This is a genomic window from Desertivibrio insolitus (assembly GCF_017355965.1).
GTDB lineage: Bacteria > Actinomycetota > Actinomycetes > Actinomycetales > Microbacteriaceae > JAFIQW01.
This window is the reverse complement of the sequence record NZ_JAFIQW010000004.1, coordinates 108,473-126,490: the sequence shown is the minus strand read 5'-3', so window position 1 is coordinate 126,490 and position 18,018 is coordinate 108,473. Positions and strand designations below refer to the sequence as shown.

At 71.5% G+C, this 18,018-nt stretch carries 23 protein-coding genes; 14 read left to right on the top strand and 9 right to left on the bottom strand.

Annotated features, from left to right (window positions below; translation table 11 throughout):
* Positions 1-6 precede the first annotated feature (6 nt).
* Together JUB10_RS10125 and JUB10_RS10120 are read right to left on the bottom strand one after the other, a co-directional pair.
* Positions 7-1,563 (bottom strand): aspartate ammonia-lyase, encoded by a 1,557-nt coding sequence (locus JUB10_RS10125; RefSeq protein ID WP_207456378.1) that lies wholly within the window; start codon positions 1,561-1,563, stop codon positions 7-9.
* A gap of 95 nt (positions 1,564-1,658) precedes the next feature.
* Complete coding sequence (locus JUB10_RS10120) at positions 1,659-2,930, bottom strand: Nramp family divalent metal transporter (protein ID WP_207456375.1); 1,272 nt, start codon at positions 2,928-2,930, stop codon at positions 1,659-1,661.
* Positions 2,931-3,032: 102 nt separating this feature from the next.
* On the opposite strand from JUB10_RS10120, the gene JUB10_RS10115 reads away from it, so the two are divergent.
* Positions 3,033-3,635, top strand: a complete 603-nt coding sequence (locus tag JUB10_RS10115) for a TetR/AcrR family transcriptional regulator (protein WP_207456372.1) — start codon at positions 3,033-3,035, stop codon at positions 3,633-3,635.
* Between the two features lie 88 nt (positions 3,636-3,723).
* The gene (locus JUB10_RS10110) at positions 3,724-4,197 is read left to right on the top strand and encodes a Rho termination factor N-terminal domain-containing protein (RefSeq protein ID WP_207456370.1); all 474 of its coding nucleotides are present in this window, start codon (positions 3,724-3,726) and stop codon (positions 4,195-4,197) included.
* Positions 4,198-4,251: 54 nt separating this feature from the next.
* On the opposite strand, the gene JUB10_RS10105 is transcribed toward JUB10_RS10110, so the two are convergent.
* Complete coding sequence (locus tag JUB10_RS10105; RefSeq protein ID WP_207456368.1) at positions 4,252-6,747, bottom strand: DEAD/DEAH box helicase; 2,496 nt, start codon at positions 6,745-6,747, stop codon at positions 4,252-4,254.
* Positions 6,748-6,853: 106 nt separating this feature from the next.
* Here JUB10_RS10105 and JUB10_RS10100 point away from each other — a divergent pair, with 106 nt between their 5' ends.
* From JUB10_RS10100 to JUB10_RS10075, 6 genes are read left to right on the top strand one after another with little or no spacing between them, the layout of a single operon-like run.
* Positions 6,854-7,144 (top strand): hypothetical protein, encoded by a 291-nt coding sequence (locus tag JUB10_RS10100; protein ID WP_207456366.1) that lies wholly within the window; start codon positions 6,854-6,856, stop codon positions 7,142-7,144.
* 41 nt (positions 7,145-7,185) lie between these two features.
* Positions 7,186-7,572 (top strand): YtxH domain-containing protein, encoded by a 387-nt coding sequence (locus JUB10_RS10095; RefSeq protein WP_207456365.1) that lies wholly within the window; start codon positions 7,186-7,188, stop codon positions 7,570-7,572.
* Positions 7,572-7,718 carry a hypothetical protein gene (locus tag JUB10_RS10090; protein ID WP_207456363.1) on the top strand — a complete coding sequence of 49 codons (147 nt, stop codon included), beginning with the start codon at positions 7,572-7,574 and terminating at the stop codon, positions 7,716-7,718. The genes JUB10_RS10095 and JUB10_RS10090 overlap by 1 nt, the downstream gene beginning before the upstream one ends.
* Positions 7,718-7,933: a hypothetical protein gene (locus JUB10_RS10085; protein ID WP_207456362.1), complete on the top strand. Its 216-nt coding sequence runs from the start codon at positions 7,718-7,720 to the stop codon at positions 7,931-7,933. Before JUB10_RS10090 ends, JUB10_RS10085 begins: the two co-directional genes overlap by 1 nt.
* A 54-nt stretch (positions 7,934-7,987) precedes the next feature.
* Complete coding sequence (locus JUB10_RS10080; RefSeq protein ID WP_207456360.1) at positions 7,988-8,353, top strand: hypothetical protein; 366 nt, start codon at positions 7,988-7,990, stop codon at positions 8,351-8,353.
* A gap of 4 nt (positions 8,354-8,357) precedes the next feature.
* A complete protein-coding gene (locus JUB10_RS10075) occupies positions 8,358-8,537 on the top strand; it encodes a hypothetical protein (RefSeq protein WP_207456359.1) in 180 nt (59 codons plus the stop codon).
* A gap of 63 nt (positions 8,538-8,600) precedes the next feature.
* Here the strand turns inward: JUB10_RS10075 and JUB10_RS10070 are convergent, their stop codons facing one another.
* Positions 8,601-9,353 carry a ZIP family metal transporter gene (locus JUB10_RS10070; protein WP_207456357.1) on the bottom strand — a complete coding sequence of 251 codons (753 nt, stop codon included), beginning with the start codon at positions 9,351-9,353 and terminating at the stop codon, positions 8,601-8,603.
* Between the two features lie 139 nt (positions 9,354-9,492).
* On the opposite strand from JUB10_RS10070, the gene JUB10_RS10065 reads away from it, so the two are divergent.
* Complete coding sequence (locus JUB10_RS10065; protein WP_207456356.1) at positions 9,493-9,702, top strand: hypothetical protein; 210 nt, start codon at positions 9,493-9,495, stop codon at positions 9,700-9,702.
* A 9-nt stretch (positions 9,703-9,711) separates the two neighbouring features.
* Here the strand turns inward: JUB10_RS10065 and JUB10_RS10060 are convergent, their stop codons facing one another.
* From JUB10_RS10060 to JUB10_RS10045, 4 genes are all read right to left on the bottom strand, one after another.
* Entirely contained in the window at positions 9,712-10,134 is a 423-nt protein-coding gene (locus tag JUB10_RS10060) for a hypothetical protein (protein WP_207456355.1), read from the bottom strand.
* Between the two features lie 88 nt (positions 10,135-10,222).
* Complete coding sequence (locus JUB10_RS10055) at positions 10,223-11,143, bottom strand: ribokinase (RefSeq protein ID WP_207456354.1); 921 nt, start codon at positions 11,141-11,143, stop codon at positions 10,223-10,225.
* A gap of 35 nt (positions 11,144-11,178) precedes the next feature.
* Positions 11,179-12,630, bottom strand: a complete 1,452-nt coding sequence (locus JUB10_RS10050) for a carboxylesterase/lipase family protein (protein WP_207456353.1) — start codon at positions 12,628-12,630, stop codon at positions 11,179-11,181.
* A gap of 10 nt (positions 12,631-12,640) precedes the next feature.
* A complete protein-coding gene (locus JUB10_RS10045; RefSeq protein WP_207456349.1) occupies positions 12,641-12,868 on the bottom strand; it encodes a hypothetical protein in 228 nt (75 codons plus the stop codon).
* Positions 12,869-12,944: 76 nt separating this feature from the next.
* On the opposite strand from JUB10_RS10045, the gene JUB10_RS10040 reads away from it, so the two are divergent.
* Genes JUB10_RS10040 through JUB10_RS10020 form a run of 5 tightly spaced genes read left to right on the top strand, consistent with a single transcriptional unit; the run spans position 12,945 to position 17,084 of the window.
* Positions 12,945-14,561 carry a RecQ family ATP-dependent DNA helicase gene (locus JUB10_RS10040; protein WP_307859187.1) on the top strand — a complete coding sequence of 539 codons (1,617 nt, stop codon included), beginning with the start codon at positions 12,945-12,947 and terminating at the stop codon, positions 14,559-14,561.
* Positions 14,562-14,616: 55 nt separating this feature from the next.
* A complete protein-coding gene (locus JUB10_RS14655) occupies positions 14,617-15,792 on the top strand; it encodes a DUF2510 domain-containing protein (RefSeq protein ID WP_307859186.1) in 1,176 nt (391 codons plus the stop codon).
* A gap of 41 nt (positions 15,793-15,833) precedes the next feature.
* On the top strand, positions 15,834-16,073 hold the full coding sequence (locus tag JUB10_RS10030; protein ID WP_207456348.1) for a hypothetical protein: 240 nt from the start codon (positions 15,834-15,836) through the stop codon (positions 16,071-16,073).
* 54 nt (positions 16,074-16,127) lie between these two features.
* Positions 16,128-16,493, top strand: coding sequence for an RNA-binding S4 domain-containing protein (locus tag JUB10_RS10025; protein WP_207456346.1), 366 nt, complete (start codon positions 16,128-16,130; stop codon positions 16,491-16,493).
* Positions 16,494-16,547: 54 nt separating this feature from the next.
* A complete protein-coding gene (locus JUB10_RS10020; protein ID WP_207456345.1) occupies positions 16,548-17,084 on the top strand; it encodes a MarR family winged helix-turn-helix transcriptional regulator in 537 nt (178 codons plus the stop codon).
* A 5-nt stretch (positions 17,085-17,089) separates the two neighbouring features.
* Here JUB10_RS10020 and JUB10_RS10015 read toward each other — a convergent pair whose 3' ends face one another.
* Positions 17,090-18,016 carry a J domain-containing protein gene (locus JUB10_RS10015; RefSeq protein WP_207456344.1) on the bottom strand — a complete coding sequence of 309 codons (927 nt, stop codon included), beginning with the start codon at positions 18,014-18,016 and terminating at the stop codon, positions 17,090-17,092.
* Positions 18,017-18,018: the final 2 nt, after the last annotated feature.

Below are 18,018 nucleotides of genomic sequence, written 5' to 3'. Positions count from 1 at the left end.
AGACGCCTACTGCGCCCGCTCCGCCTCCTCCTGGCGCTCGGGGTCGGTCCTGGCCTCCTCGAGGGCCTGCTCGACCGACGCGAGCGGCAGCGCGGCCGTGATCGCCTCGATGCCGCTCAACCGCTCCGGTGAGAGCACGCTCTCGACCTCGTCGACCGACATGAGCCCGCGCTCGACGACGAGCTGCTTGATCGAGGCATCCGTCGTCAGCGCCTCGTGCGCCAGCGACGCGCTCGCGGCGTAGCCGATGTAGGGCGTGAGCGCCGTGACGACGCCGACGTTGGTCGCCACCTGCGCGGTGAGCCGCGTCACGTTCGCCGTGATCCCGTCGACGCAGTTGACGCGCAGCGTGCGGCAGGCGTTCGTCATCCAGGCGAGCGACTGCAGCAGGCTGTGCGCGATCACCGGCTCGAACGCGTTGAGCTGGAGCTGACCGGCCTCCGCGGCCGCGGTCACCGTGGCGTCCGTGCCGATCACCGAGAACGCGACCTGGTTGACCACCTCGGGGATGACCGGGTTCACCTTGCCCGGCATGATCGACGACCCGGCCTGTCGCGGCGGCAGCTGGATCTCGCCGAGCCCGGCCTGCGGGCCGCTCGAGAGCAGCCGCAGGTCGTTGCAGATCTTCGAGAGCTTGACCGCGGCGCGCTTGAGGATGCCGCTCAGCGCCATGAAGACGCCGGTGTCGCTCGTCGCCTCGATCAGGTCGGGCGCCGTCTGGATGTCCTCCCCCGTGATCTCGGCGAGGTGCCGCCGCACTGTCTTCGCGTAGCGCGGGTCGGCGGTGATTCCGGTGCCGATCGCGGTCGCGCCGAGGTTGATCTCGCCGAGCCACGGCACGGTCTCGAGCAGCCGCTCGTAGTCCTCGCGCATCGTGTGCGAGAACCCCATGAACTCCTGCCCGAGCGTCATCGGAACGGCGTCCTGCAGCTGGGTGCGGCCGACCTTGAGCACGTGCGCGAACTCCTCGCCCTTGCGCGCGAACGCCTGCGTGAGCAGGTCGTGCTCGGCGAGCAGCCGGCGCAGCGACAGCACCATCGCGAGCTTGATCGCGGTCGGGTAGACGTCGTTCGTCGACTGGCTGCGGTTGACGTCGTCGATCGGATGCAGGTGCTCGTACTGCCCGCGCCCGTGGCCCATCAGCTCGAGCCCGCGGTTCGCGATCACCTCGTTGACGTTCATGTTCGTCGAGGTGCCGGCGCCGCCCTGGATGACGCCGACGATGAAGCTGTCGCGCAGCCTGCCCGCACGGATCTCGTCGCACACGCGGTCGATCACGTCGGCCTTGTGCCGGTCGAGCACGCCGAGCTCGGCGTTGGCGCGCGCGGCCGCCTGCTTGACGCAGGCGAACGCGGTGAGCAGATCGGGGAACACCGAGATGGTGCGCCGGGTGATCGGGAAGTTCTCGCGGGCGCGCAGCGTGTGGATGCCCCAGTACGCCTCCGCCGGCACCTCGCGCTCCCCCAGCGAGTCCCGCTCGAGTCTCACCGGCTGGCCGCTCACCGGCGTCACGTCGACGTCGTCGTCGTCTCGGGTCTCGCCGGACAGGGTGTCTTCTGACATCCGCTCGTCCTTTCCTCGACGGCACGGGTCGCGTCGCCGTCGTCGCTCCTCGGTCAGGCGCGGATCGCGCGCCTGCTCGAACCCTAGCGCCGAGGTCAGAGCGTGCCGAGCACCCGCACGAGTTCGTTGATCGCGAGGCCGATGAAGAGCGCGGCGCAGAGGCCCAGGATGCCGTTCGCCAACCAGCCGTTGCGCCACTGCGCCGGCGTGCGCGAGGTGTTGAGCAGCACGAGCAGCGTGATCGCGAGGAAGGGCATGAACAGCGCGCCGAGCACTCCGTACGCGACGATCAGCGCGATCGGCTGGCCGAGGAACAGCAGCGACATCGGCGGGATCGTCAGCAGCACGATGAACAGGCGGTAGTACAGGCCGCCGCTCAGACGGCGGGGGTCGTCCTCGTCGAGCCCGCGGAGGGTGCCGACGAAGTCGGCGAACATCAACGAGACGCCGTTCCACACGCCGAGCACGGAGGAGAACGACGAGGCGAAGAACCCGATCAGGAAGAAGTACGTCATGAACGTGCCGTACCGCTCGCCGAGGATCGCCGCGAGGTCGACGAGCCCGGCCTCGCCGTCGCCGATCGTGAGGTCGGCGGAGTAGAGCAGCTCCGCGCCGACGACGAGCATCGAGATGACGAAGATGCCCGAGACGACGTAGGCGACCGCGTTGTCGAGCCGCATGACCTTCATCCAGCGCGGGGCGACCCAGCCCTTCTCCCGCAGCCAGTAGCCGTAGGCGGCGAGGGTGATCGTGCCGCCCACGCCGCCGGCGAGGCCGAGCGTGTAGACGAGGGAGTTCTCCGGGATCCGCGGCACGAGACCGGCGAGCAGTTGCGGGATGTTCGGCAGGGTCGCGATCGCGGCGCCGACGACAGTCACGAACATGATGCCGACGAAGACCGCGATGACCTTCTCGAAGAAGCGGTAGCGGCCGAACCAGACGAGGGCGGCGCCGGCCAGACCGCACGCGATCGCGAACACCTTGAGGTCGACGCCCGGGAACATCGCCTTCAGCGGCAGGGCCGAGCTCGACATCGCGGCGGCGCCGTAGACGAAGCCCCAGATGACGATGTAGGGGGCGAAGTAGAAGGTCGTCCAGCGGCCGAGCGAGCGCCAGCCCTGGAAGATCGTGCGGCCGGTGGCCAGGGTGTAGCGGCCGGCTCCCTCGACGAGGGCGATCTTGATCACGACGCCGAGCACGGCCGCCCAGAGCAGCGTGTAGCCGAAGCGGCTGCCGGCGACGAGGGTGGCGACGAGGTCGCCGGCGCCGATGCCCGTCGCCGCGACGACGAGACCGGGTCCGATGATCCGCCACCGCTTCGTGGACTCCATGGGGGCGTCGTCGAGAACCGCGTCGTCCTTGCTCATCCTTCGACCGTAGCAGTGTCCAGGAACCCGACTGATCAGGGTCTTCCGTGGAGCCGTAGAGTTGGTTCCGGGCCCAATGACGAGCCCTGGGACGGAGGACCGGTGAGCACGACGACTCCGCGTGGCAGCTACCGCAAGGGCGAGCGGAAGCGCAGCGACATCCTCGAGGCCGCACTGAACACCATCGCGACCTCAGGCTTCACGAACGCCTCGATCCAGCAGATCGCCGACGCCGTCGGTATCACCAAGGCGGGCGTTCTGCACCACTTCGCCTCGCGCGAGGAACTGCTCGTCGAGGTGCTCCGTCGGCGCGACGCCCTCGCGGTCGAGCGGGCGGGCGAGAGCGACACCATCCACGGCTTCCTCGACACGATGCGCGCCAACGCCGAGGTGCCCGGGCTCGTCGCGCTGTACACGGCGATGGCCGCGACGGTCGAGACCGATCCCGACTCCCCGTCGCGGCGGTTCTTCACCGAGCGCTATCCCACCGTGATCTCGCTCGTGCGGCAGGCGATCGAGGAGCGACAGCGCCGCGGCGAGGTGCCGCAGCAGCTCGACGCCGAGCGTGTCGCCCGGTTGATCATCGCGGCCGCCGACGGGCTGCAGACGCAGTGGCTGGTCGACCCGAGCGTCGACATGGTCGGTCATCTGCAGTACTTCTGGGACGTGCTCGTGGGCCAGTCGCGCGGCGACACGACCTCCTGAGAATTCCCTCAGGATCAAGAGGCATCGGGCAGACTAGGGGCGCCTCCGCCCATCCCCACGACTTCTCGCGAAAGATTCGACACAGCACATGGCCAACTTCATCAAGCGACTGTTCACCCGTAGCCCGCGTGCGACCCAGGCGCTGCACGGCGTCCAGGTCCCCGTGAAGGACCGCGACACCGAGTCGGAGACCCCCTCCGTCGCCGCTCCGACCACGACGGCCGCCGCGGCGACCGAGGTCGAGCCCGGCGGTGACCTCGAGGTGGCGGTGCCCGAAGAGCAGAAGCACTCCGACGACCTCGCGCAGCCCGCGGACACCCCGGCAGCCGACCTGCACGGCGGCAGCAACGAGACCGTCGCGGACGCCCCCGCCACCGGCGAGCCGCTCGCGCCCGCGACGGCCAGGACGAGCGACGACGCGCCGAGCCTCGGCACCGGGTCCGGCGCTGCGCCCGACTCGACCTGGACTGTCCAGCGCCTGCGCGACGAGGCCAAGTCGCGCGGCATCGCGGGCTACTCGCGGATGACCAAGGCCGACCTGCTCGCGGTGCTCGCGAAGTAAGGGTCGTCCGGAACGGAGGGCTCCGCCGGGGAACCGGCGGGGCCCTTCCTCGTTCTACAGCCGGCCGACGTCGGTGACCGCGACGACCGCGACGCCCTGCTCCGCCGAGGCGGCGAGATCGACCTCGGCGGAGATGCCCCAGTCGTGGTCGCCCTCGGGGTCGTCCAGGATCTGGCACACCCGCCACGACCCGGGGAGCTCCTCGATGAGGAGCATCTTCGGACTCCGCGCGTCCGGTCCGGTGAGGATCTCGTCGTGCTCGTCCCAGTAGGGGTCGAGCGCCTCGGCCCATCGCAGGGAGTGCCAGCCGACCCCGCCGTCGAGCTCGCCGAGGTCGCCCCAGCGCTCCTGCGCGGCGAGCTGCACCCGGCGGAACAGCTCGTTGCGCACGAGCACCGTGAAGGCGCGACGGTTCGTCGTGACATCCGGCGGCGGCGGCGGGACGACGGGACCCTCGAGCACCTCCCGCGGGTTCACGAGTTGCTCCCACTCGTCGAGCAGGCTCGAGTCCACCTGACGGACGAGCTCGCCGAGCCACTCCACGATGTCTTCGAGCTCCTGATTGCGGGCGGTCGCCGGCACTGTCTGCCGGATCGCGCGGTAGGCGTTCGAGAGGTACCGCAGCACGAGCCCCTCGCTCCGGGCGAGCTTGTAGTAGCCGACGAACTCGGCGAACGTCATCGCCTTCTCGTACATGTCGCGCACGACCGACTTCGGAGCCAGCGAGAAGTCGCGCACCCACGCCTGTGTCGAGGCGAACGTCTCGTACGCCTGCTCGAGCAGCTCCGCGAGCGGCTGAGGCCAGGTGACGTCCTCGAGCAGCTCCATCCGCTCCTCGTACTCGACGCCCTCCCGCTTCATGGCGGCGACGGCCTCGCCCCTGGCGCGGAACTGCTGCTCCGCGAGCACCGGACGCGGATCGTCGAGCGTCGCCTCGACGACGCTCACGACATCGAGCGCGTACGCCGAGTCCTCGGGGTCGAGCAGCTCGATCGCCGCGAGGGCGAAGGGCGACAGCGGCTGGTTGAGCGCGAAGTTCGGCTGCAGGTCGACGGTGAGCCGGATGTCGCCGGCGGCGGTCACCTCGACGATGCCCGCCTGCCGCAGCGTGCGGAAGATCGCGAGCGCGCGTCGGGCGAGCGCGTAGCGGCGCGGCATCGGCTCGTGATTGTCGAAGACGAGCGAGCGCACGTTCGCGAACGCGTCCCCGCCCCGGGCGATGACGTTGATGATCATCGCCGAGGTGATCTGCATCCGTGACTCGAGCCGTTCGGGCTCGGCGACGATCAGCCGGTCGAAGCTGCCACGCCCCCAGCTGACGAAGCCCTCCGGCGGCTTCTTGCGCACGATCTTGCGCCGCTTCTTCGGATCGTCGCCCGCCTTCTCGAGGGCGCGCTGGTTCTCGATCTCATGCTCGGGCGCCTGCACGACGACCGTGCCGGCGGTGTCGAAGCCGGCGCGTCCGGCGCGCCCGGCGATCTGGTGGAACTCGCGGGCGTTGAGCTGCCGCATCCGCGTGCCGTCGAACTTCGTGAGCGCGGTCAGCAGCACGCTGCGGATGGGCACGTTGATGCCCACTCCGAGCGTGTCGGTGCCGCAGATGACCCGGAGCAGCCCGCGCTGCGCCAGCTGTTCGACGAGTCGGCGGTACTTGGGCAGCATCCCCGCGTGGTGCACGCCCACCCCGGAGCGCAGCAGGCGCGACAGGGTGCGGCCGAAGTTGGTGGTGAAGCGGAAGTCGCCGATCGCCTCCGCGATCGCGTCGCGCTGCTCTCGGCTCGCGATCTTCGCGCTCGTCAGCGCCTGCGCGCGCTCGAGGGCATCCGCCTGGGAGAAGTGCACGACGTAGACCGGCGACTGGGCGGTGTGCAGCAGCTCGTCGACCGTCTCGTGCACCGGCGACAGCGCGTAGCTGTAGTGCAGCGGCACCGGGCGCTCGACGCCCGTCACGAGCGCGGTCTCGCGCTTCGTCCGTTGCGTGAGGTCGGCGGCGAGGTCGCTCATGTCGCCGAGCGTCGCCGACATCAGCACGAACTGGGCGCGCTCGAGCACGAGGAGCGGCACCTGCCAGGCCCAGCCCCGCTCGGGGTCGGCGTAGAAGTGGAACTCGTCCATCACGACCTGATCGATCGCGGCATCCGGGCCCTGACGCAGCGCGAGGTTGGCGAGGATCTCCGCCGTGCAGCACACGATCGGGGCGTCGGCGTTGACCGAGCTGTCGCCCGTGACCATGCCGACGTTCTCCGCCCCGAAGACGTCGACGAGGGCGAAGAACTTCTCACTGACCAGGGCTTTGATCGGCGCGGTGTAGTAGCTGCGCCCCCCGGCCGCGACGGCGGCCGCGTGCGCGCCCACCGCGACGAGCGACTTGCCCGTGCCGGTCGGCGTGCTGAGCACGACGTTGTTGCCGGAGACGATCTCGATGAGCGCCTCGTCCTGGGCCGGGTAGAGCGAGATGCCGCCCTCCTCGACCCAGTCGACGAAGGCGGCGTACACCCCGTCGGGGTCGTTCCGCGCCTCGTCACCGGTGGGAAGGCGCTCGAGCAGCATCGCGCCAGTCTCTCAAACTCCGGGGGCTCCCGACGATTGCTCAACAAGCCCTGTGCGTTGTCCGGAAGCCAGCCGGGGCGCGGAGGGGCGCTCATAGTGTGGAGGAATGAGCGATGTGGAAGACACCCAGAGCAGCAAGCAGCCGATCCCGAACGACGCGATCACCGAAGCGGCCGTCGACCAGGGGCAGTCGGATGACGTGCGCGACTCGCTCACCGCGAACGGGAACGACGACTACACGGTCAGCACCGAGGACCTCCCGGGACCGAAGGTCGTCGGCGTGTCCTCGGCCGCCGGCACCGACGCGGAGACGCCGTCCGAGCCGAGCGCCCTGAGCGGTGCCGAAGGTTCCGACTACGACGTCGACCGCGACGACCTCGACACGTCTCAGCAGTAGACGCCCTCGAACCGCACCCAACAACCACAAGGAGACGGAACATGCGTAAGTTCACCTTCCTCGTCGGCGCCGCCGTCGGCTACCTGCTCGGATCGGCCGCGGGTCGTCAGCAGTACGAGAAGATCAAGTCGACCGCGAGCGGCCTGTGGGAGAAGCCCCAGGTGCAGCGCCTCGTCGACCAGGCGAAGTCGACGATCGACGAGAAGACCCCCGAGTCGCTGAAGTCGTACCTCAAGGACTCGACCTCGACCGAGAGCGGCTCCGACTCGTCCGGCAGCGGCTCCGGCTCGTCCGGCTCCGGTTCGACCGGCACCGACACGAGCGGTTCCAGCACGGGCGGCGCCACCGGCACGTCCGCGACGACGACCGGCGGCGTCACGACCGGCTCGACCAACCCGGCGACCGGCACCCCGACCCCGAGTTCCTGATGACCGACCGGGAGCCCGACCGTCGGGAAGGCGACCCCGAGACGGATTTCACGATGCCGGCCGAGATCGACCTCGACTTCCCGAGCGACCCCAACGAGCGCACCGGTGAGCGGGCCGAGATCGACCCCAAGGCGAAGAAGGACTGATGGGCGGACCAGCGGATCACCTCAGGAACGACATCAACACGGATGACGCGGGGGCCGTGCCCGGCACCGGCGGCATCGAGAACCCGGAGTCACCCGAAGCGGCGATCGGCGTCGGCATGACCGACTACCTCACCGACGCCGCGGACGGCGACATCGGAACGGACACGGAGCTCGACTCGACAGTCGAGGACGAGCTCGAACGTCCGGACCAGTGACGTGCGAAGGGCCGGGCCGAGAGGCTCGGCCCTTCGTCGTACGGAAGGAGAACCATGACCACGAACAGCCAGGACGGCAACGGGGGCGGCAGCGTCACCGGCAGCCAGGCGGCGCAGGACCAGGCGACCGACCAGCTGCAGGACGACCCGATGTACCAGAAGCTCGGGGAGTCGCAGTTCGGCGACACCGACGGTGCGCCGGGCGACGGCAACGCGCAGACCGCGGCGGATGCCGACCCGCTCGAGAAGGGCGAGGCCACGCTGACCGCGACCGACGACTCCGCGTTCGGTGCCGCGACGGAGAACGTCGACGCCGCGCCGACCGACCAGGACGGCGGCCGGGTGGACGGCAACCCCAACGCGCTGATCGAGGGCAACATCGTCGCCGACGAGGACGACCTCGACCCGAAGAAGGGATGAGCCGATGAGCAACGCATATCCCGACCTGCCGCAGGACGGTCAGGCGATCCCCGGCAAGGGCGGCCTGAACAACCCGGACTCGACCGAGGGGACCGACCCTCTCGAGCTGGCCGACGAGCAGATCGACATCGCCGAGGCCGACGACCCGCAGTTCGACTCCGTGGGCGAGGGCCCGGACGACTGACACGCGTCGAGCGCCACGACGAGCCCGTCACCGAGGTGGCGGGCTCGTCGTCGTTCCGGCCGCCTAGCCTAGATTGGACAGGGCGAAGGCGACGAGGAACCCCGCGGCCGTGATCACTCCGGTGAACGCGTGCGCCTTCTCGAACGCCTCGGGGATCATCGTGTCGGCGAGCATCGTGAGGATCGCGCCGGCGGCGATCGTCGTGATGAAGCCGACGGTCGCGGGCGAGGCGTCGGCGAGAGCGAGGTTGCCGAGGGCAGCGGCGAGTGCGGAGGCGAGTGCGATGCCGCCCCACACCCCGAAGACGTAGCGGGCGCTCCGCCCCGCATTCTTCATTCCGGCCGCGCTGCTGAGCCCCTCCGGCAGGTTGGAGATCGCGATCGCGGCGAAGACGACGACGCTGACGCCGCCACCGCCGACGAGGCTCAGCCCGAGCACGATCGACTCCGGAACCCCGTCGAGCAGGGCCCCGACGGCGATCGCGAGGCCGCTGCCGGACTTCTCGTCCTCCCTCGACTGCTGGTCGCCGCTGCGCTTGCGGTGCCGCGCGCCGAGGCGATCGAGCGCGAGCGTCGCCGCGAGGTAGACGAGGGCGCCGACCGCGAAGCCGAGCACCGCGGGACCGAGACCGCCCGTGTCGGTGGCCTCCTCGACGAGCTCGAACGCGAGGGCCGAGATCAGCACGCCGGCCCCGAACGCCATGACGCCGGCGACGACACGGCTGGGCACCCGGACGAACCAGGCGATGGCCGCGCCGACGACCAGCATCGCGCCGCTAGCGAGTCCCCACAGTCCTGCTTGCAGCCACTCCGTCACCTCCTCACGTTCTCATACGGCGGAGACCCGGAGGCCCGGCGTCGGGACCGGCCGGCCGACGGGCGCGCTCCGCATCGGAAGCCGACCGGTGGAGCCCGACGTCGAGAGAAGGTCCAGGAGCGCCCGACACAGTGGTGGCATGAGCGACGACGAGCGCCACGAGGTGCGCACCTCCTCCGATGAGCTGAACGCCGACGAGTTCGAGGCCGCGCGGAGCGACATCCTGTCCTCCGCTCCCGGCGACAAGCACGTCGACAACGACTCGGATGCGAAGCGCATCGACGTGACGGAGGACGAGCGGGGCGTCAAGCGCATCGACGTGCGGAAGGACGCACCGATCAAGCCCTGAGCGGCGACGTCAGAATCGGTAGTCGTCCTGGGCTATCCAGCGCACGCCGTGCCGGTGCGACAGCAGCATCGCGCGGAGGGGCACGTCGTGGCCCGCGCAGGCGTCGTGCGCGAGGCGGGCCCAGCGGCGGTCGGACACGGTGAGCGCGTCGTCGGCGTAGCGCTCCCAAACGAGCACGACCGACGCGGCGCCGATCATCTCGGCCGTGGTGGCGAGTGCGCCGGCGAGCATGTCACCGTCGCCCGGCTCGGGCGCGAGCGGCAGGTCGTCGACGGGGATCATGGTGGGCAGCTGACGCTGGTGCTCGTCGAGGAAGATCAGCCAGAGCTGCCGGCGGTTGGCGCGGCCGATGAGGTCGGCGACGCGGCGCTCGATGGCCGCGTCGGTGTCGAGGGGCACGAGCTTCGCGTCGTCGTAGGCGGGGATCGTCATGTCCCGAGCCTCGTCGCCGAGGATGCGCAGCGACCGCTGAGAGGCCGGACTGTGGACGACGCCCGCGGCGCGACCGGTGGGGAGGACGTCAGCGCCGGGCGAGGAAATCCTCGACCTCGTCGGCCGTGGGAATCGCGGGGACCGCGCCGGGCCGTGTGACGGCGATCGCGGCGGCGGCGCCCGCCCACTCGGCGGCGGCGACGAGCGACTCGAGTCCCAGTCGCTCGGAGCCGCGGCGGTCGAGGGCGGCGACGAGGGCGCCGCAGAACGTGTCGCCGGCACCCGTCGTGTCCACGGCGTCGACCGCGTGCCCCGAAAGGCGGCGAGTGGCCCCTCCGGCGACGACGAGCGCTCCCTCCCCGCCGAGGGTCACGACCGCCGCAGGGGCGAGGGGTCGCACGGCCTCGGACAGCGCGTCGACGCTTCCCGCCGCTCCCCGCTCCCCCGCGAGCTCCCGCGCCTCGTGCTCGTTGACCACGAGCAGGTCGACGAGGTCGAGCAGGTCCTGCGGCAGAGGCTGGATCGGCGCCGCGTTCAGCACGACGAGGGTGCCGGCCTCGCGGGCGGTGCGCGCGGCCTCGAGCACCGTCCCGAGCGGGATCTCGAGCTGCAGGAGCAGCACGTCGGCCGCCGCGACGACCTCCCGCTCCTCCGCGGTGAGTTCCACCAGGGCGGCGTTTGCCCCGGGGTTCACGACGATGACGTTCTCGGCGGACGCGTCGACCGTGATGAGCGCGGTGCCCGTCGGCGCGTCGACGCGCCGCACGTGGGCGCGGACGCCGGCGTCGGCGAGCACGGCGAGGAGTGTGCCGCTCGCGTCATCCGTGCCCATCGCGGCGACGAACGCGACCTCGGCGCCGGAGCGGGCGACGGCGACGACCTGATTGTTGCCCTTGCCCCCGGGGTAGCTGGCCGCGCCGGTGGCGAGCACGGTCTCGCCGGGGCGCGGGATCCGTTCGACGGTGTAGACCAGGTCGAGGTTGGCGCTTCCGACGACGACGACGCTCACCCGGCAACCCTAGCGACGCGACGGATGCCACCCGATCAGAGGTGCGGCACGTAGGCGCGCCAGGCCTCCCGCCGCTCGGCGTACGGGTCGAGCTCGAGCCGGTCCTCGGCGTCGATGATCCAGGTCGCCCTCCGCTCGGGCTCGTACTGCGGCCAGGGCAGCGAGCCGTCGGTGGCGAACGAGACCCACCACTGCCGCATCCGCTCTCCGATCTCGTCGAACGCGCGTCTGCCGCCGAGCGCGGTCATCGTCCGGAAGAAGGCCGACGTGTCGCCGAACAGGGCGTAGAGCTCGAGCCCGTGCGTCGCGCCGAACCCGGTCGCCTTCACGAGTCGGGGCGCGAAGTCGAACCGGTAGAAGTGCACCGGAGCGTGCGCCGAGTGCCGTTCGGCCGCGACCGTCGTCGCGAGCCAGAAGGCGTAGTCGCCGCCGAGCGAGTGCAGCGCGTCCGACGAGGGGTACCCGTCGTACGCGCGGCGGATGCGCTCGGCCTCGTGTGGCGGCGTCGCGGAGAGCACGCCGTCGACCCGCTCCGGCGTGGTCGCGAGGATGTCGAGGTCGCCGCGGAAGAGCGTGCCCTCGTCGGCGTTGGTTCCGACGAGCAGCGGCACGGCGGCGGCGGTGCCGTTCGCCATCGCGTCGATCGGCCGCTCCGGCAGGTAGTCGCCGTCGATCACCGGGCAGAGCACGATCGCGCCCGGGTACTCGTCGGGTGTCTGGCGCTCCACCTGCGCGCTCAACGCGGCGAGCGCCGTCGCCGGCAGCGTCAGCAGCCGGTCGACGCCTCCCGCGAGCTCGACGAACTCCTCGGCCCACTGCGCCGTGAGGCGCGGTTCGTACACGGCGTTCGGGCACGGGCTCTGCGCGATCGCGCGGGCGAAGAGCCCCCGGGCGGCGGCCGTCGCGAGCAGCGTCGTCACCGCGTTGCCGCCGGAACTCTCCCCCACGATCGTCACGTTGCCGGGGTCGCCGCCGAAACCCGAGATATTCTCCTGCACCCAGGTCAGCGCCGCCACCTGGTCGCGCAGCCCGAGGTTCGACTCGAACGGATGCTCGGCGGTCGAGTACCTCGTGAAGTCGAGGTAGCCGAGGGCGCCGAGACGGTAGTTGAGCGAGACGTACACGACGCCGCGCTCCGCCAGCCGGCGCCCGTCGTAGAGCTCGAGCGAGCCGGCGCCCACCCGGTAGGCGCCGCCGTGGATGAAGACGACGACGGGCAGGCCGTCGGCGTCCTCCGGCGCCTGCACGTTGAGGAAGAGGCAGTCCTCGTCCATCGGTCCGCGTGCGCCGCCGCCGAGCCGCGCGTTCCGCTCCTGCGGGCACACCGGACCCGGCACGCTCGCCCCGCGCAGCCCCTCCCAGGGCTCCACCGGACGCGGCGCCCGGAACCGCTCGGCGCGGGCGTACCGGATGCCCCACCACTCGCGCAGTCCGCCGCGACGGACGCCGCGCACGAGGCCCGCCGTCGTGCGGACCGTCAGTGTCATCGCGGCATCGTCACTGCGGCATCTGCGGCATGTTCTCGAACTCCTCGTACGCGCGCCCGTAGGTCTCGCGCGTCTCGTCGTCGAAGCCCGTCTCGAAGTAGCCGTCGTAGATCGCCCTGCCGCCGTGCTCGGGGAAGAGCGGGTCGGCGAGCACCTTCTGCGCGAAGGCACCGATCTCGTCGCTGCGGTCCTGCTGCGTGTGCAGCCACTCCCGGAATCCTGAATTGTCGGCGTTCATTCCTCCACGCTGGCACCGGAGGCTGAGAGCTCTGTGCGACCAGGGCTCTCACAGCAAGAGGGGCTCAAGTGTTGACGTGCCTTCACGTATCGAGAGGACCGCGCGCGATGCGTTCGGTTTCGAGTCCCTTCGCCCCGGTCAGCACGAGGCGATCTCCGCTCTCGCCGACGGGCACGACACCCTGGCCGTCATGCCGACCGGTCACGGCAAGAGCGCGATCTATCAGGTCGCCGGGCTGCTGCTGAACGGCCCCACCGTCGTCGTCTCGCCGCTCATCGCCCTGCAGCACGACCAGGCGGGGATGATCGAGGAGGCGCCGAACGCCCCCGACGCCGTGATCATCAACTCGAGCCTCAGCAGCGGCGAGATCGAGGAGGCGTGGAAGGACCTCGGCCGCAAGGAGGCCGAGTACGTCTTCCTCGCGCCCGAGCAGCTCGCCAAGGAGGAGGTCGTCGACCGGCTGCGCGCGCTGAAGCCCCGGCTGTTCGTCGTCGACGAGGCGCACTGCGTCAGCTCCTGGGGTCACGACTTCCGCCCCGACTACCTGCGGCTCGGCGAGGTGATCGAGGACCTCGGTCACCCGGTCGTGCTCGCCCTCACCGCGACGGGCTCGGCTCCCGTGCGCGAGGAGATCGTCGAGCGGCTGAACATGAAGAACCCGCTCGTGCGGACGCACGGGTTCGACCGGCCGAACCTCCACCTCGCCGTCGCGCGACACGAGAGCGACCGCGCCAAGCGCGAGGCCGTGCTCGACGCCGTCGTGGCCGCCGGCAAGCCGGGTCTGCTCTACGTCGCCACCCGGCGCGACACGACCAAGTACGCCGAGGAGCTGACGAAGCGGGGTCTCCGCGCCGCGGCCTACCACGGCGGTCTCAAGGCGGGCGAGCGGTCGGAGGTGCACGACGCCTGGCTCGCCGGCGACCTCGAGGTCGTCGTCGCCACGAGCGCGTTCGGCATGGGCATCGACAAGCCCGACGTGCGCTTCGTCATCCATGCGGCGATCACCGAGTCGGTCGACGCCTACTACCAGGAGATTGGCCGAGCGGGGCGCGACGGCGAGCCCAGCAGCATCGAGCTGCACTACCGGGCCGAGGACCTCGGGCTGCGCAGCTTCTTCAACTCCGGTGCTCCGGATGCCGCCGAGCTCGCCCGCGTCTTCGAGGCCGTCGCCTCCGGTGCGCAGCGCGTCGGGGCGGTGGCCGAGCAGACCGGCCTGAACCAGCGCCGCGTGAGCGGCCTGCTGAACTTGCTCGAGGAGGCCGGGGCCGTCGAGCTCGGCAGCAAGGGCGCGATGGTCGCGACCGACCGCGAGGGAGCCGAAGCCGCGGCGCAGGCCCTGGAGGCGGCGGAGTCCCGCGAGCGGATCGAGCAGTCCCGTCTCGCGATGATCCGCGCCTACGCCGAGACCCGCGGCTGCCGCCGGCAGTTCCTGCTGGGCTACTTCGGCGAGGGCCTTCCCGAGCCCTGCGGCAACTGCGACAACTGCGACTCCGGCAGCGCCTACGACGAGCAGGACGAGACCTCCGACAGCGCATTCCGGCTGGAGCAGCGGGTCGTGCACCCGCAGTGGGGCGAGGGCATGGTCATGCGTCTCGAGGAGGACCGGGTGACGGTCTTCTTCGAGGAGGAGGGGTACAAGGTGCTCGCTCTCGAGGCGATCGAGAAGAACGACCTGTTGCAGCCCGCCCCCTGATTCCGGCGGCTCGGCCGCGGTGTCCCCCCAATGCGGTTATTGACGGGGTACAGCCGTGTCCACCACTGTGTACTCCGCCGCACCGCCAGAGCGTGCGGCGGCCTCGAACGAGGCCAGGGGGACGACAGCGGGGATCATGCGCACCGAGGAGTTCACCGTGCCGGCGGGGTGGTACCCCGACCCGCTCGGACTGCCGCAGCTGCGGTGGTGGGACAACCAGGCGTGGACCGAGCACGTGTCCGAGGCGCGGCAGCCGCTCGTCGTCCAGGAGCCCGTGACCGAGCCGCGGCCGCCAGCGAGCGACCCCGGTTCCTTCGAGACGCGGCGGGAGCGCCGCGAACGCGAGGAACGGGAGCGGCGCGAGCACGAGGTGCGCCGACGACTGACGCTCGGCCCGCTCGAACTCGAGGCCCCGCCCATCACTGAGGAGACGGCTCGCTCCGAGCCAGACCCTGCCCAGACAGACTCTGCCCGACCCGAGCAGGCGGAGCCGCACCCCGAGGCGGAATCGCCTCACCACGAGGCCGGCGGGCTCCGCACGGAGTCCGCCGCGCCCGCCGTGCCGCACCGCGTCGCGCCCGCCGTGCCGGATCCCGCCGCTGCGTCCGAGCACGCCGCTGCGCGGGCTTCCGCCCCGCCCGCTGCCGCCGCGCTGGCCTGGGCGATCGCTCTCCTGCCGCTGGCGCAGCTGGTCGCGAGCCTGCTCCTGATCGGCGCCGGCACCGCCGGAGGAAGCGGCTGGCTCGCCGCGGCGATCTGGCTCCTCCCCGCGCCCGTCACGCTCGCGCTCGCCGTCGCCGACGCCCGGCTGCTCCACGCCGCGGGGCTCGCCGAGTCGGCGTGCTGGCGCTGGTCCCTGCTCGGCGCGCCCGCCTACCTCCTCGCCCGCGCGATCCGGCTGCGGTGCGGCTTCGCCCCCGTCGTCGCGTGGACCGGCCTCGCCGCCGCGCTCGTGGCGTCCGTGCTGCTCGTGCCGGGCATCGTGGTCGCCGCACTGCCGCACGTCTTCGCCGCCGAGGCGGAGGCCGCGGTCGTCGGCGACGCCTCCGCGATCGGCGCACGCCTCGCGGTCGACTGCCCCGCTCCGCCCACGATCGTCGGGCAGGAGTTCACGTGCAACGCGGAGGACCAGCAGGGCGAGGACCTCGCCATCCGCGTGGCCTTCGACCGCTCGAACGGCTGGATCGCCTGGCACGTCGCCGACTGGGGTGTGTTCGCCGTCGACCGCTGACCGCACAGGTCACTCCCAAGCGGGACGGGGACGGTGGAGACATGAGCAACCCGAACTTCGACAGCGAGACGCCGTTCCAGGACCGCGTGCAGGCCGATGACCTCGAGAAGACCATCGCGACGAATGACGCGGTGGCCGGAGAGACCATCCTCGACGGCCCCGGCGACGGCAACGACGGGCCGACCGGCGGTGCCGAGAAGGAGTTCACGCCGGACTACCCCGAGAACGACCTCGAGGGGCAGGACATCGACCTCGACGAGACCCCGCCCGCGGGCGAGTGAGGCAAGGCGGATGCCGCTGAGCGACGGCCCGCGGCATCCGCTTACCCTCGTTCCATGGAGTCCGTCCGCGTCGACAGCTGGCTGTGGGGCGTCCGCGTGTTCAAGACGAGGACCCTCGCGAGCGACGCGTGCAAGGCCGGACACGTACGCGTCAACGGCGAGCGGGCGAAGCCCGCGCAGCCGGTCAAGGTCGGCGACGAGGTGCGAGTGCGGATCCAGGGGTTCGACCGTGTGCTCGGGGTGACGGGCCTCGTCGCCAAGCGCGGCTCCCCCGCCGTCGCCCAGGCCGCGGCCGACGACCGCACCCCGCCCCGGCCGCCCCGCGAGGAGACCCCGTTCATCGCCTTCCGCGAGCGGGGAGCCGGTCGGCCCACCAAGCGCGACCGGCGGGAGCTCGAGCGCCTGCGCGGACGCGACTGACGCTTTCTGGACAGTCGGCGGCGCAGGATTCAGGGGAATCGGTACTGTCGTGCCGTGTCCGACCCCCGGTGGCTCACCTCCGTTGAGCTCAGCGCCTGGCTCCGGCTCGTCACCGTGACGGAGCTGCTGCCCGCCGCCCTCGACTCCCAGCTCCAGCGCGACGCCGAGCTCACGCATTTCGAGTACCGCGTGCTCGCGGTGCTGAGCGAGGCGCCCGACCGGGTGCTGCAGATGTCGGCCCTCGCGGTGCGCACCAACTCGTCACTGCCGCGGCTCTCGCACGTGGTCAACCGGCTCGAGCAGCGCGGCTACCTGGAACGGCGTCGTCAGCGCGACGACCGGCGGGCGACCGACGCGCACCTCACCGACGAGGGCTGGAGGAAGGTGATCGCGAGCAGCCCCGGCCACGTCGCCGCGGCCCGCGACCTCGTCGTCGACGCGCTCGACCGCGAGCAGCTGCGGCAGCTCGACGCGATCCTCGCGACCGTCGTCGCACGACTCGACCCCGACGGGCGCCGCAGCGCGGTGCCGCCGCCGGTCGACACCCCCGCGGAGGGCATCCCCGCCGTGACCGTCGCCGCCGCGGAGTAGCCGGGCTAGACGAACCGGATGCCGGCCTGCAGGCGGGTGCGCACCTCGAAGAGGTCGGTGCCGCCGATCGTCGGCACGTCCGGCACGCCGCTGCGCAGCAGCATCGCGAGGTAGGACTGCCGCACGACGACCGTCGTCGCGCCCCGGATGCTGCCCAGCACGGTGTAGGGGTCCTCGAACGCGTCATCCGGCAGCACGATCACGAGCGCCGTGAAGCGCACCCCGAGCGAGCGGCGGAGCGCCTTCGCGCGCACGCCCAGCCGGTGCATCGGCCGGTCGTCGCCGACCGCCTCGCCGATGAGTTCGCCGCGCCGGAAGCGCACCGGGCCGCCGAAGTCCTCCGAGAGCAGGGCCCACAGGCCGGTGGGCCCCAGCACGACGTGGTCGACCTTGTCCTCCGGAAACCCTGTCGCGTCGACGTCGTGCCACACCGTGAAGCCGATGCCGAGCTCCGCGAGGGTGCGCGCGGTCGCCTCCTCGGCGAGGGCGTCGGCGAGCACGTGGCGGATCTCCCGCGGCGCCCGGCGCACGAGTGCGGGGTCGTAGGGATCGGCGATCGGCTCGCCGAGGCCGACGTACTCCCGGATCATCGCGAGATAGCGTTCGCGCCGCCACCCGCCCGGATGCCCGTACGAGCGGGCCGTCGGGCGGGTGTCGCGCCGCTCGGGTCGTCCGGAGGCGGGCGCCGCCCAGGCCTCCTCGATGTCGGGGCGTCCCGTGGCGCGCCCGCGGTCGTACTGGGCGCGGTCCTCCGGCGTCGCGACGAGCTCCCACGCGCGCTGCACCGCGATGAAGCGGGCAGGGTCGCCGCCGGTGTCCGGATGCGTCTCGCGGGCGAGCCGACGGTAGGCGCGACGCAGCTCGTCGTGACTCGCCGTCGCCGCCACCCCGAGGATCTCGTAGGGGGTCGCGGACATCGGGCTGTCAGACATCC

Excerpts from the sequence above, each read along its gene's own strand:
- JUB10_RS10125 (WP_207456378.1), bottom strand. The coding sequence starts at position 1,563 with ATGTCAGAAGACACCCTGTCCGGCGAGACCCGAGACGACGACGACGTC.
- JUB10_RS10120 (WP_207456375.1), bottom strand. The coding sequence starts at position 2,930 with ATGAGCAAGGACGACGCGGTTCTCGACGACGCCCCCATGGAGTCCACG.
- JUB10_RS10110 (WP_207456370.1), top strand. The coding sequence starts at position 3,724 with ATGGCCAACTTCATCAAGCGACTGTTCACCCGTAGCCCGCGTGCGACC.
- JUB10_RS10105 (WP_207456368.1), bottom strand. The coding sequence starts at position 6,747 with ATGCTGCTCGAGCGCCTTCCCACCGGTGACGAGGCGCGGAACGACCCC.
- JUB10_RS10100 (WP_207456366.1), top strand. The coding sequence starts at position 6,854 with ATGAGCGATGTGGAAGACACCCAGAGCAGCAAGCAGCCGATCCCGAAC.
- JUB10_RS10095 (WP_207456365.1), top strand. The coding sequence starts at position 7,186 with ATGCGTAAGTTCACCTTCCTCGTCGGCGCCGCCGTCGGCTACCTGCTC.
- JUB10_RS10090 (WP_207456363.1), top strand. The coding sequence starts at position 7,572 with ATGACCGACCGGGAGCCCGACCGTCGGGAAGGCGACCCCGAGACGGAT.
- JUB10_RS10085 (WP_207456362.1), top strand. The coding sequence starts at position 7,718 with ATGGGCGGACCAGCGGATCACCTCAGGAACGACATCAACACGGATGAC.
- JUB10_RS10080 (WP_207456360.1), top strand. The coding sequence starts at position 7,988 with ATGACCACGAACAGCCAGGACGGCAACGGGGGCGGCAGCGTCACCGGC.
- JUB10_RS10075 (WP_207456359.1), top strand. The coding sequence starts at position 8,358 with ATGAGCAACGCATATCCCGACCTGCCGCAGGACGGTCAGGCGATCCCC.
- JUB10_RS10065 (WP_207456356.1), top strand. The coding sequence starts at position 9,493 with ATGAGCGACGACGAGCGCCACGAGGTGCGCACCTCCTCCGATGAGCTG.
- JUB10_RS10060 (WP_207456355.1), bottom strand. The coding sequence starts at position 10,134 with ATGACGATCCCCGCCTACGACGACGCGAAGCTCGTGCCCCTCGACACC.
- JUB10_RS10050 (WP_207456353.1), bottom strand. The coding sequence starts at position 12,630 with ATGACACTGACGGTCCGCACGACGGCGGGCCTCGTGCGCGGCGTCCGT.
- JUB10_RS10045 (WP_207456349.1), bottom strand. The coding sequence starts at position 12,868 with ATGAACGCCGACAATTCAGGATTCCGGGAGTGGCTGCACACGCAGCAG.
- JUB10_RS10030 (WP_207456348.1), top strand. The coding sequence starts at position 15,834 with ATGAGCAACCCGAACTTCGACAGCGAGACGCCGTTCCAGGACCGCGTG.
- JUB10_RS10025 (WP_207456346.1), top strand. The coding sequence starts at position 16,128 with ATGGAGTCCGTCCGCGTCGACAGCTGGCTGTGGGGCGTCCGCGTGTTC.
- JUB10_RS10015 (WP_207456344.1), bottom strand. The coding sequence starts at position 18,016 with ATGTCTGACAGCCCGATGTCCGCGACCCCCTACGAGATCCTCGGGGTG.